This is a genomic window from Arcicella sp., from assembly GCF_964672035.1.
In genome coordinates this window covers 1-13,245 of sequence record NZ_CBABQS010000058.1, presented here as the reverse complement: position 1 = coordinate 13,245, position 13,245 = coordinate 1, and the positions used below count along the sequence as shown (strand labels likewise).

Annotated in this window: 11 protein-coding genes; 4 read left to right on the top strand and 7 right to left on the bottom strand. The window is 35.1% G+C overall.

The genetic code is table 11. The annotated features are described in order from the left end of the window. The first annotated feature begins 381 nt into the window (after window positions 1-381). The 4 genes from AC1W31_RS14675 (at window position 382) to AC1W31_RS14660 (ending at window position 8,513) form a co-directional block, all read left to right on the top strand. On the top strand, window positions 382-3,606 hold the full coding sequence (locus tag AC1W31_RS14675) for a SusC/RagA family TonB-linked outer membrane protein (RefSeq protein WP_481735223.1): 3,225 nt from the start codon (window positions 382-384) through the stop codon (window positions 3,604-3,606). A gap of 116 nt (window positions 3,607-3,722) precedes the next feature. Then, the gene (locus AC1W31_RS14670) at window positions 3,723-5,354 is read left to right on the top strand and encodes a RagB/SusD family nutrient uptake outer membrane protein (protein ID WP_481735222.1); all 1,632 of its coding nucleotides are present in this window, start codon (window positions 3,723-3,725) and stop codon (window positions 5,352-5,354) included. Between the two features lie 178 nt (window positions 5,355-5,532). Then, on the top strand, window positions 5,533-6,288 hold the full coding sequence (gene bamJ / locus AC1W31_RS14665; protein WP_481735221.1) for a BamJ family beta-barrel-assembly machinery protein: 756 nt from the start codon (window positions 5,533-5,535) through the stop codon (window positions 6,286-6,288). A 47-nt stretch (window positions 6,289-6,335) separates the two neighbouring features. After that, window positions 6,336-8,513, top strand: a complete 2,178-nt coding sequence (locus AC1W31_RS14660; RefSeq protein WP_481735220.1) for a carboxy terminal-processing peptidase — start codon at window positions 6,336-6,338, stop codon at window positions 8,511-8,513. A 70-nt stretch (window positions 8,514-8,583) separates the two neighbouring features. Here AC1W31_RS14660 and AC1W31_RS14655 read toward each other — a convergent pair whose 3' ends face one another. The 7 genes from AC1W31_RS14655 to AC1W31_RS14625 all read right to left on the bottom strand — a co-directional run bounded on the left by AC1W31_RS14655 (window position 8,584) and on the right by AC1W31_RS14625 (window position 13,115). Continuing rightward, window positions 8,584-8,766 carry a FeoB-associated Cys-rich membrane protein gene (locus tag AC1W31_RS14655; RefSeq protein ID WP_481735219.1) on the bottom strand — a complete coding sequence of 61 codons (183 nt, stop codon included), beginning with the start codon at window positions 8,764-8,766 and terminating at the stop codon, window positions 8,584-8,586. A 24-nt stretch (window positions 8,767-8,790) separates the two neighbouring features. Next, window positions 8,791-9,588, bottom strand: coding sequence for an inositol monophosphatase family protein (locus AC1W31_RS14650; protein ID WP_481735218.1), 798 nt, complete (start codon window positions 9,586-9,588; stop codon window positions 8,791-8,793). Window positions 9,589-10,142: 554 nt separating this feature from the next. Further along, window positions 10,143-10,412 carry a hypothetical protein gene (locus AC1W31_RS14645; protein WP_481735217.1) on the bottom strand — a complete coding sequence of 90 codons (270 nt, stop codon included), beginning with the start codon at window positions 10,410-10,412 and terminating at the stop codon, window positions 10,143-10,145. Window positions 10,413-10,495: 83 nt separating this feature from the next. Further along, entirely contained in the window at window positions 10,496-10,783 is a 288-nt protein-coding gene (locus AC1W31_RS14640) for a hypothetical protein (protein WP_481735216.1), read from the bottom strand. A gap of 40 nt (window positions 10,784-10,823) precedes the next feature. Continuing rightward, window positions 10,824-11,261, bottom strand: a complete 438-nt coding sequence (locus AC1W31_RS14635) for a hypothetical protein (protein ID WP_481735215.1) — start codon at window positions 11,259-11,261, stop codon at window positions 10,824-10,826. A 144-nt stretch (window positions 11,262-11,405) separates the two neighbouring features. Further along, on the bottom strand, window positions 11,406-11,648 hold the full coding sequence (locus AC1W31_RS14630; RefSeq protein ID WP_481735214.1) for a hypothetical protein: 243 nt from the start codon (window positions 11,646-11,648) through the stop codon (window positions 11,406-11,408). Window positions 11,649-11,852: 204 nt separating this feature from the next. Further along, window positions 11,853-13,115: a DUF6371 domain-containing protein gene (locus AC1W31_RS14625; protein ID WP_481735213.1), complete on the bottom strand. Its 1,263-nt coding sequence runs from the start codon at window positions 13,113-13,115 to the stop codon at window positions 11,853-11,855. Window positions 13,116-13,245: the final 130 nt, after the last annotated feature.

Below are 13,245 nucleotides of genomic sequence, written 5' to 3'. Positions count from 1 at the left end.
TTTTAAAACTGTAAATTATTAAATGTTAATTTAATTAGACCAGAAAAGATTTTTCTTAGGTAGAACGGTATTTCAATAAAATAATAATCATTATTTTAAGTATTTATACCATTAAATCAGAACATAATTTGGTATTTTATACTTAAACATCAAAATATTACTGCACCAACAATTTTTCATTTTATAAACTATATCAAAAAAAACAAAATAAAATAAGGTAAACTCCATGAATACGCCTATAAAACGGAGGGATTTAAAGATAAAACCAAACAACATTTTAAGGTTTGTATTGTTTGCTTAGTACAAATTTTATAATTTTACGAAACACTAATATTACTATTTTTTTATATAATCATTTTCAACCATAACTAAAATTAATACATGAAGAAACACTTACTCATGACTTTTCTTGTTGCTCTCTCTTTTTGTGTGAACGTATTCGCACAAGACAGAAAGGTATCGGGTAAAGTAACCTCAGCCGAGGATGGTTCAGGTCTTCCAGGTGTAACGGTGCGTGTAAAAGGCACAATCCAAGGTACACAAACTGATGCTTCAGGGAATTACGCCATTGCTGTTCCCAATGTTAGTGCTAAATTACAGTTTTCGTTTATCGGAATGACTCCAGAAGAAGTTATTATTGGAAGTCAATCAATGATAAATATAAAAATGGAAACTGATGTTCGACAACTTTCAGAAATTGTTGTAACGGGTGTCGGTGTAGCAACAAATAAAGCAAAGTTAGCTTTTGCGGTAGAGTCAATCTCGTCGAAAAGTCTTCCTCAAGCTCCAACCGCTTCAATTGACCAAGCACTTATTGGGAAAATTGCGGGAGCTCAAATTAGTAGTAGCAATGGTACTCCAGGAGCTGCAACAAACATTGTGCTTCGTGGTATTAATACAATCAATCGTGGAACTACCCCAATGATTATGATTGATGGTATTCAAGTAGCTTCTACTGATTTAAACTCAATCGATCTTACGGTAATTGATAGAATTGAGGTTGTTCAAGGTGCTGCTTCAGCCACTATTTATGGTGCTCAAGGGGCAAACGGTGTGATTCAGTTATTTACTAAAAAAGGTAAAAATGGACAACTAAATATTGATGTTTCATCAAGTATTTCCCAGAATACTTATTTAAACATTGGTGGCGTTAGAAAAGCACAACTTCACGCTTTTGGTACCGATGCAAATAACAATGTATTGAGTGCTGGTGCTGGCAATCCAATTTTGACTCAAGATCCAATTACTGGCCTTTATAATGGTAACGTTATCTACAATCCCTTAGATGTAAATAGTACTACAAGCAAGCAGTATAATGCTAACTTGAAATATTATGATCATTTTAGCACCTTTTTTGTGCCTGCAAACACCTTTAATAATAGTGTTGCGATATCGGGAGGAAAAGATAAATTTGACTTTGCCTTTACCTTATCAAATAACTACCAAGGTAGTAATGTAGTAAATAACGGAGATTATAAGCGAACAAACGTCACCGCAAATATTGGAGCTGTACTTGCTCCTAAATTAAAGTTCCGCTCAATTACGCAGTTGGTCTACACGAAGAACACACTTAAGTCAAACGATAGAAGTATTTTATTCTCAATCAACAATACACGTCCGTTTGCTAATTATGACCAACCATTAGCCAATGGAGATTACGCTGCTTATGTTGGAGATGCTGCTGGTGTAAACGGTTTTAACCCCAATTTTTATCAACAATATTTAAATCATAACGATAATAAAATTGATGTAATTCAGAATTTAAATTTAAACTATGAATTGAATAAATTTGTAGAATTAGATTTAAAATATGGCGTCAATTTTCAACGTGATGAAGATATTTATACTTACGCAAACCAAACAACCAACCCTAACATTGCGGCGTTGCCTTCTAATTATTATTTGTCAGGATATGGTTCTGATAAAAAAGGAGAAATTGACAACTTTAGTATCACTAAAAATGCTCAAAATTTCTTAGCAACGGCGACGATTCGGACTGATTTCAAGAAAGATTTTAATATAAATCTTCCTATCACGACATCAACACAATTAGCTTTTGACTGGCGTAAACAAACAAATGACCAATACGTAACTTACCAATTGGGCTTGCCTACATACACGCCATTCACGCCAGCACAAGGTACAACCACTTTAGTTCGTCCTTTAAGTAATTCTGGAACGACTAACGCTCCTCAAGGCACTTACACCGAACCTTTCGTTACTTACGGATACGTAGTAAATCAAAGAATTGAATATGGCGAAATAGCAGGAGTTTCAGGTGGTTTTCGTAGTGATTATTCATCAGCTTTTGGTGGTGGTTCAAAACCATTTACATTCCCACGTGGAGATGCTTATGTGAGACTTTCTTCGTTGGATTTCTGGAAAAATAGTGGAATCGTCAATACTTTGAGCGAATTCAAAATTAGAGCAGCTTACGGTGAGGCAGGTATTCAACCAAGACCATTTGACCGTTATGTTACTTTAGGAACAAGAAATATTGGTGGCTCAGGAGCATTCTTTTTCCCAACTGCTCAAAGCAATCCAGAATTGAACGTAGAAGTATCTAAAGAATTAGAAATCGGAACTGATTTATCATTGAATCTTTCTAAAAATGTAAATCTTTTCAACGACATTCGTTTATCAGCTACTTATTGGAAACGTAATACTGAAGGTGCTATTTGGAACGTAGATGCTGCTCCCTCAACTGGTGCAGGAACATTAAAAACGAATGCTTTTGGTATTGGTTCTAATGGTATTCAGGCTCAAATCAGTGCAATGGCATTCAAGAGCAAAGATTTCGTTTGGAATACAACCATCAACTTTAGTAAGCAAACTTCTGAAATTACTTCAGTGTCAGGAAATGGTGAGATTATAATTATATCAAGTGCGGGTAGTACAAACTATGTATTGAAAGCAGGTGAAAAAATTGGACAGCTGTATGGTTTTAAATATTTAACTGATTTGGCTTGGAAAAAACCTGATGGAACACTTGAAATACCCGAGAGTCAGCAATCATTGTACGAAGTTGCCAGCAACGGTTATGTTGTAAATAAAACAACAAAACAACCATATTTCACAGCTGATAAATACAGTTTTGGCGACCCAAATCCTAAGTTCAATATGTCATTCATCAATGATTTTTCATTTAAAGGATATTTAACGCTTGGATTCCAAATTGACTGGGTGCAAGGTAGCCACATTTACAACCAAACAAAACAGTGGATGTATCGTGATGGTATTCATTCTGATTATGAAAAACCAATTACAATTGGAGGACAAACAGGTGCATGGACAGCCTTCTATCGTGGAGTTTACGCACAACGTCAAGCAAATGGTACGAAAGATTATTTCTACGAAGATGCTTCATTTGTTCGTTTAAGAAACGTTTCAGTTGGAATTGATTTAGCAAAAGCGTTAAACATCAAAACATTCAGAAAATTACAATTAGTATTTTCTGGACGTAACTTGTTAACCTTCACTAAATATACAGGCTTTGACCCAGAAGTAAGTTCAGGATCAAATAACTCGGCTTGGGATAGAGGTACAGACCATAACACAATGCCAAACTTACGTTCTTATCAAGTTGCTCTTAACATTGGTTTCTAATCAAATCAATTTTCAGTAAAGATATAATCTAAAGTTATTCTTATTTAAACGAAATTAGTCATCCAGAAGAATACTAACAACGTTTAAAAAATAACAGACAGTTAAACATTAAGGAAATGAACAAAATAAAAAAATATATTTTGATGAGTTGCGTAGCTCTATCGCTGGCATCTTGTCAAGACCAATTGGATATTAAAAACCCTAACTTACCAACTCCACAAAGTGCTTCGACCGAATCGGGTATTATTTCATTGGGTTTAGGAGGAATTTATGCCAATGGTTTTCGTGATTTAAAATATTACGATGGTGTAAATGGTCGCTTTTGGGCGGGCGCAATCGGTCAACACGAAATTATGGCTGACGTTGTAGGTATGGAAGCTGCTAATCAGTTTGCCAACCAAATTGGTTGTCCAGATGCAGTTACCTTGGATAATGGAACGAAGGTTTTAAACCCAAGTAGCCCAAACCAACAAATTCCATTTCTTCGTTCAGTAAACATTAATTCAAACGCAGGTACAAATCCAACTTATTTTGAATGGGCCTATATGTATTCAATGAATAATGCCTGTAATGCAGTATTAGATATCGTAGAAACCGTAACTTATACAGGAGATGCCGCAGTAAAAAAGAATGTAATAAAAGCTTGGTGCTATTGGTGGAAAGGTTATGCTTACGCTCGAATTGGTTCAATGTATTATGCTGGCTTGATTAATAATACAACTGGGAATACTAACGGAAAGTACGTTTCCAAAGAAGATATTATCAAGGAATCTAATGCCAATCTTGATAAAGCGGCTACAATCTTAGGAGGTTTAACTGCCACTGCGGATTATAAATTAGTATTAGGTGGATTGATTCCCGATTTTTGCCAAAAAGGAAAAGGTGGTATTCTTGCTCCAGATATGTGGGTACGTAACATCAATACCTTGAAAGCAAGAAATATCTTGGTAAATACGCCAACCAAATCAATGACGGCCGCCCAATGGACCTCAATTTTAGATTTAGCAACGAATGGTATAAAATCAACTGATTTAATCTTTACCTCACGTTCTGGTGGAGCTGGCGATAACGACTTTATGTCAGCAACTGGTGGATCAGTAATTGCTAAAACACTTTCGGCAAAAGCAGGTCAAAATACTTATAAATTAAGTGAAAGACTTGTCCAAGAATTTAAGCCAGAAGATAAACGCTTCCAAAACAACTTTACCCTTACTGCTACATGGGTAGGTGATGCAGGTCGTGGGAATTCATTTAATACTCGTTACGCAATCATCGACGGTGGAAAAGGAATGGCGGGCGTGGTCGTTTACGGGACACAAGCTGAAGGTATTTATGAACTTGCCGTTGCTGGAAATTATGAAGAAAATGAATTAATGAAAGCTGAAGCAAGCCTTTATACAGGAAAGCAAGAGGACGCATTAAAAATCATTGATGGAATTCGCACTTTGCAAGGTGCTGGTTTAACGGCCGTTGCAGGTACAAGTTTATCAGTAGATGCAGCCAAAGAAGAATTCAGACGGGAAAGACGTGTAACTTGTGCTTGGAGAGGTTTATCTTTCTACGATGCAAGACGTTGGGGCGTACTTGAAAATGGAAGAACAAATGCAGTTGTTATTGACAAAGGTGCTGTGTTGAATACAAAAGCAACTATCACTTATAACTTCTTAGATTATTATGACGTGCCAGATAATGAATTGGCCTATAATAAACCTAACGCAGCTTCTGCCCCAGTTAAAAACCCAAAATAATATTATTGAAATAGTCGAGTAGAAGGCGGTCTAACATTCATTTGTTAGACCGCTTTTTATTTATCAATAAAACCGTTCACACACAATAATTTTGTAAGCTCAACATTCGTTACTATCTTTAAAATGAGTTTATCAAATCAGATAATCAATTTTATCTCATCATTATTCAACATTAAAAATGAAATTAACAAATCTTTTACTTTGTACGGGTTTAGCCCTAACGCCTTTTTTTGTAAATGCACAAACAAAAAAAACTTCCACTACTAAATCTTCTAATAAAGTTGTTACAAAATCAGTGATAGTTACAGCACCAGAAGTATCTAATTCTCCTAAAGGATTAACAACATTAAAAGATTCTGCCAGTTATGGATTAGGAATTTTGGTCGCACAAAATTTTAAATCTCAAAATATCGAAATTAATGCTGAGTTACTCCAAAAAGGATTTATGGAAGTAATGAAAGGTGAAAAAACACCCATTACCGATATGCAAGCTAATACGTTGATTCAGAAATATATGCAACGTGAACAAGCAAAAGCATTTGAACCGAATCGTTTGGCAGGTGAAAAATTTTTAGCAGAAAATAAAACCAAAGAAGGTATCGTAACGTTACCAAGTGGGTTGCAATACCAGATTTTGAAAGCAGGGGACGGACCAAAACCAACTTCATCTGATAAAGTAAAAACACACTATCACGGAACATTAATTGATGGAACGGTTTTCGATAGTTCAGTACAAAGAGGAGAACCAATTACTTTTCCCGTAACTGGTGTAATCCCTGGTTGGATTGAAGCGTTGCAATTAATGCCAGTTGGTTCTAAATGGAAATTATTTGTTCCTCAAGTGCTCGCCTACGGTGCAAGGGGAAGTGGACCAACTATTAAACCTTATTCTACCCTTGTTTTTGAAGTAGAGTTATTAGGAATCGAGAAATAGTAAATTGGGTTTATAGGCTCAATTACTCAGCTAAAATGAAAAATAAAATGACGAAATACCTGTTTTTAGTATTGCCAATAGCGCTATTAGCATTTTTTGGCTTGAAATCTTTTTCGCACACCAACGAAAGTCAGACAGTTGCATACGCTTTTGCTCCAGATGATTTACAACCAACGGCAACACAGAAAAAGGTAGAAAGTATGGTTACAGAAATTTTAGGTAGTTATCATTTCCGTAAAGTACCTTTGAATGATTCTTTGTCTTCTAAAATCTTGGATAATTATATCAAAGAATTAGATTTCAATAAAATGAATTTCACCGCTCAAGATATTGAAAGTTTTGACAAATTTCGTTTTCAATTGGATGACCAATTAAAAAATGGGGATCTTACTGCAGCATACCAAATCTATAATGTTTACAGGAAAAGAGCCAAAGAGCGTTTTGCCTTTGTTACTTCTCTTTTGAGTAAACCAATGGATTTTAAGGTGGATGAAGCCTATACCCCAGATCGTGAAAAAGCTACTTGGGTAAAATCTTCCGCAGATTTGGATGATATTTGGAGAAAAGCCATCAAAAGCACTTTATTAGATTGGAAAATTAGTGGAAAAGCTGATTCTCTTGCCGTCAAAGATTTGACTGAACGTTATAAGCGTACTGAAAAATATTTCGACAAAACTAAAAGTGAGGATGTTTTTCAACAGTTTATGAATTCTTTTACCGAAAGTGTAGATCCACATACCACTTATTTTATTCCAAAAACGGCCTCAACTTTTAATCAAGAGATGTCTCAATCTTTTGAGGGAATTGGAGCAACTTTGAGAAATGAAGGTGATTATGTTCAAATTGTGGATTTAATTGTTGGTGGACCTGCGTACAGAAGTAAAATGTTGAATCCGAAAGATAGAATTGTTGCCGTTGCTCAAGGAGATGATAAACCCTTCCAAGATATTGTGGGTTGGTTTACAGACGATGCCGTCAAATTGATAAAAGGACCAAAAAATACGGTTGTTCGTTTGAAAATTTTGTCTTCCGATGCTCCCACGGGAACTGTACCCAGAGAAGTACGTTTAGTTCGTGAGAAAATTAAATTGGAAGAAGGAACAGCTAAAAAAGAAGTATTAAATTTTAGTCGTGATGGCAAAGATTATAAATATGGGCTTATCACAATTCCACTTTTTTACCGTGATTTTGAAGGGGCAAAAAGCGGAGAACAAGGGTTCAAAAGTACAACAGCGGATGTAAAACGTTATTTGATTGAATTGAAAGCGGAGAAAGTTGACGGTGTAATAGTTGATTTACGTAATAATGGTGGAGGTTCGTTAACAGAAGCAGTTAATCTTACTGGATTATTTATTTCGCAAGGTCCAGTGGTACAACGTAAACAATCGGATGGAGAAATTTCGGCTGAATATGACCGTGACCCATCTGTAACTTACGATGGCCCCGTTTCAGTATTAGTAAATCGTTTTTCTGCTTCGGCTTCTGAAATTTTTGCGGGTGCAATTCAAGATTATAAACGTGGATTAATTATCGGTGAACAAACTTACGGTAAAGGAACGGTTCAGAGTTTAATTGACTTAGAGCGTTTCTTGAAAGGCGAGCCAGAAGGTGTGGGACAATTGAAAATTACGATGGAGAAATTTTATCGTATCACAGGAAGTAGCACACAACACAAAGGCGTCACGCCAGATGTTGAATTGCCTTCAACTTTCAGTGCATCCGAATTTGGGGAAAGTTCACAACCAAGTGCTTTACCTTGGGATATGATTGCGGCCACAAAATATACGCCTTCAAATAATATTACCGAAAAGGAAGTAGCCTATTTGAAAGGGAAATCGCAAGGTCGATTGAAAACTGAAACAGATTTAAAGAAACTTTTGACTGAAATAGAAAATTATAAAAAAGCAAAAGAGAAAAAATCGGTTTCATTACAAGAAGACAAACGTCGCAAGGAAATTGACGAACAAAAGAAAAAAAACCTTGTTGATCCTGCCGATGAGTTAGCGGGTGGTGAAGCAAAACTTGATGAAGTAAAACCTATTCTTCCAAAAGAAAAAGTGGCTACCGATTCAACAAGTATTGCGGTTGCAAAAATAAAGGCACTGAAAGAGAAACATGAAAAAGATACGTTTTTGAAAGAAACAGAGCGTATTTTAACGGATTTCATCGTTAGTTCTCCAACCAATGGGGTTAAAGTTTCGCAAGTAGAAAAGAAAAATGAATAGTATTTTATATATAAAAAAAAGCCTTTCAGAATTACTTTTGAAAGGCTTTTTTTATGAAGCAAATATTATATTACTTTTGAATTTCCATTTGTGATTCCATCTTTGCGGCAATTTTATCAAAATCAATGGCTCCGCAAGACCCACAACCTTTGGCACAACCTGCCTTATTTTTAGGATTAAAGTTTTGGAAAACAAGATTTCCTAAATAAATAATGGCTGCTAAGAATATTAACCCAATAAATACATTTTCCATAATTTTACGATTCAAAAAATCGTGTTATACAGTTTTCCAATTTCGAGAAATAACTCCCTCTAACTCTGAAAACATACCACAACCTGCAATTAGTTCACGCCCGAAAACAAAATCATCTCCTCCTTTAAAATCCTTAACCATTCCTCCTGCTTCTTGCACAATCAATGTACCAGCCGCCACATCCCAAGGTTTTAAATTATATTCAAAAAAGCCTTCAAAACGACCACAGGCTACATAAACTAAATCTACGGAAGCGGCTCCCAAACGTCTAAGTCCGTGTGATTTTTGCATAAGTTCCTTCAAAATATTCAAATAATTTTCCATCATTCCAAAGTCATAATAAGGGAACCCCGTAGCAATAAGGCTATCTTTTAAATATTTAGCTGAAGAGACTTTGATTGGTTTTTCGTTCAAAAATGCACCACCACCCAGCCAAGCTGTAAAACATTCATCTCGATTAATTTCGTAAACTACACCGGAAACAATTTTGTCATTTTGCATAAGCGCAATCGAAATAGCAAAAACTGGCAAACCGTGCATATAATTGGTAGTACCATCTACAGGGTCAATTATCCAAGCAAATTCTTGGTTATCAGTCTTTTGCCCAGTCCCTTCTTCGGCAATAAATCCAGCTTCGGGAAGAATTTTGTGCAAGCCATCAACCAAACGCTGTTCCGTTTCTTTATCCACGTAAGAAACCATATCATTAAGCCCTTTATATTCAATACTATCACGATTAAATTCTGCGGCTGCTTTTCGAACAAATTCACCCGTTTGACGGGATAATCTTGCTACATCTGAGGTAATTTTTTCTAAATTCATAATGCAAAAGTACAAATAAGGTACAGATAAACCCCTAAAATACCACTATTAAACCAATAGTAAGGAAAAAAGAAAACCCTCATAAATGCCTTTTAAAGCGTTTTAAAAGGGTTTTTGTATTGTTTTAGTAGGGTATCTTACTTTCCTATACAGAAAGTATAGTATATTGATTATCAGATACTTATGTTTTCTTAATTCGTAAAGGTACAAATAAGTAAGATTTACCGTTAAAAAACGTACCCCCTTCGCCCACTATGTCGAACCCCTCAAAGTGTAAATATCTCACTTTGGTAATTACTCGCCATCGGTGCAAGTGAAAAAACAAAACCCTACTACCTCAAAAGATAATAGGGTTCGTCATCGGGACGTGTTCAACAAAAAGGCTATTTCATTGATAAGTTTTCAATAATCAATAAAGCATCTTATTAGATTATTAATTATTGTTCTATTTTCTTATCATTCTCTGATTCATTGCCTATAAATAAATGTATTATTACAAGCATTACCACCATAACTGTATCTTCCATATTATGATTATTGGTTAAATGTGAATATTAATTTCTAAAGTTGTCAGGCAATAAAAAGACGGTTTGGTGACTACTGCCCAAAAACATATTATTAAGTTCGTTGTCGTCCATTACCTTATCTTGATACCGTGATGGGAGTGTATCGTTTAACCTTCCACTAAATAGAAACCCATCCGCAACATTTTGAAAGATTAAAACGCTTGGATAAATCGGACGGCTCAAAGAGTGTAAACTGTCCTTATTGCCTTCGTTGAAAATGCTATTCAATAGCTTTACTTTTTCTGTTCGATTATTCATGTTGAAAATATGTTTTTTGTTCATTCCAAACAATGCTATACTTCTGCAATAGATTTGCCCTTAATGCTTCAATTTTTTGTTTCCTATTCATCATCTGTATTTTTTAAACGGTTAATTAGATTATCAATCTCTTCGTCAGATAAACTATCAAATGAAATTTTCTGCTCTTTTTGTGTAGGAATTAAGTAGGGAATTAATTTTAAAATAAATCCGACCTTATCTCTGGCATCCATGCCTTGTAAATCGTCCTCTATTGTCTCAAAAGAGCGACTTACAATCCCTTCAATAGTGGCTTTTAAATTCGTTGTACCTTTATTCTGCACTCCAAGAGTACGACCGCCCGTTTTTGGTTTTCCTTTTTCAAATGGCATAATTTTATTTCTTTAATATTCTTTTTTAGAATGTGATTAATCAATAAGCTAAATTCTGAAACTCACAATAGAATTTATAAAACTGTTCAAAGTTTCGTATCAGTAAATAAATACCACCCGACGATTCAACTTCTTTCTGAACCTGCTTTTGGGCATCAGATTGTTTATCCTTGGCGTATTTTATTTCCAAAGACACATGAATTTTATTGATACAAGCGTGAATGTCCGATGTGCCTTTTTGGGTAGTTCCATAAGTCATTACGCTACCTCTTTTCTGTCCTTGACTTTGTATTCGAGTTGCGTAATGTCCTTTCAATCTCAAAAAGTCAATGACGCATTTTGTGAGGTCGTTTGCTGAACCGTCATTGTACTTAGTTCTGGGTATTGCCTTAATCGGTAAATTAGGGTACTGCTCAATTTTCTTTTGATAAGCTAAATTCTCCAATTTTTGGAGGGCAGTTAATTGTTTTTCTAACATAATAAGGATTTTTAGTATTTAATTCTTTAATAGTAATATTTTACAGTAATATTTTCTTTAATTCTTATCAAAGTTAGATTTACTGACCTTGCTATTTAACGGGATAAAAATTCTGCCCGTTGAATAAACTTCCATAACCCGCATTTAATCAAGTTTAACTACACTGATAGGAAAAACGCCTGTACGCTTATGTTCTTCATTCATAAGGTCAAGTACCTCATCACTTGCCATCATGCTGTCTAATGATTCGTAGTCTAATATTTTAGCCACGTCTTCAGCAAAGAATGATATTTCATTTGTTTTGAGGTCTTTCTTCATCCTTACTGGGTCGCCCATAAAGAAGTCAAGATAAATGTCGTACTGCTCATTTTTCTCTAATAGTATCATATTGTTTTTTGTTAAGGACGGCAAAATTTTTAGCTGTCGTAAGATTGATTTTAAATATTTTTATCAAAATAGGGGTGTCCAAAATTTTCAGCATACCCCCAAATGATGATTCACTTTTGAGCCATCTCATAAAACGGTTAATTCTTGTTTTTATGAATGTCTCGGTATTCACTTTTGAATGCTGGCATTATTAAATAATTACCGCTACGATTCGCCCATAAACGCAACCTTAACACGTTTTAGAAATTTGATTGATATAACGGCACTACTTTGGTTTTCTGCAATTACTTTCAAGTGCCTTATAATTACGTCTTTAATGTCATTTATTGCCACGCCATCAAGAACAAACACCCCATCGAATACTTTTAAATGCTTATTGAACCAATCAATAATAATTACACTTTCTTTAAATTCATCGTCAGAAATTTGTGGTATTTCCTCCCAAAACGGTATTTCTTCAAGTTGGGGGGTTTCGGGTGCTGGCAGTTCAAACTTTGGCGGTGCTGAACGTATCAAAAAATCGCCAATATCAAAACCCTCTTTAATTTCAAATTCAGAAACATTAACTAATTTTTGCAGTCTGTCGTCCACGGTAATTGACTTAAAAAACGCCTTCATTTCTTGTAATTCTGCCTTTTTGCTCCATTCTTCAAAACCCTTACCCAAATCAGGCATTAAATAAATATCCCTATCTTTTAAAGAATTAAGGTATAAAAAAGAGGTGCTAAAATTTCCTGCTCCTTCGCAAGCAATCCACGTATATTGAGGTAGATAAACACTCGCAATCAGAACAGTTTTTGCTGATTCTACTAAATAAATCGGTTTACCATCGTCCAAATATTGTTCACCAAAGCAACAATGAGTTAAATTAAAATCTGTCAGTTTTGCCTTAAAATCTTGGTGGCATCGAACAGAATTAAAATCTTTTGTACGCTTGCAATCCGTCTTTGTAAATGTCTCTTCTGACTTCTTAGCCACGTATTCAATAATCTCACTCGACAATACATTTCCATGAATATCTATTCGCCACATGATAGCCTTACCGTCCGATGTTGTGCCGATGTTAAACCGTTCAATCAAATACAATGCTATTGCTTGCCCAAACAAATTGACTAACCAACGATGCAAAGTATTTTTCTCATTATACCCTAATGTGGAGGTAAATAAAGCCTTGCCAATGTATTCAGGTGCTTTAGTTTCAGTTTCTATTTTTGGCACGATATAACTTGACTTTGGCGTAAAGGGTGTACCCTTATTATAATCTGGATTATCTTTAATGAAGTCCCACCCCGTATAATTGTAAGCACATTTATCTTTTCGGTTGCAAATGCCCACGTGGTCGGCAACAAACTCCCCTGTTTCTGTATCTAACTGCCTGCTGAAACATTTAGGTTTGCCACAATTTGGGCAAGTATGTCTGTCTTTGCTGGTCTTGTATTTTTCATAAATAAATCGCTGTTTCTTCATTTTAGTAAGGATTAAAAAGGTTTGGTTAATTAGTTAAGTCAATTGGTTAATCACTAACTAACCAATGGATTAAGTTTAGTTAGTTAGTCAATAGGGCATAGGCTCATTAACTAACTAACCAATTAAAAAC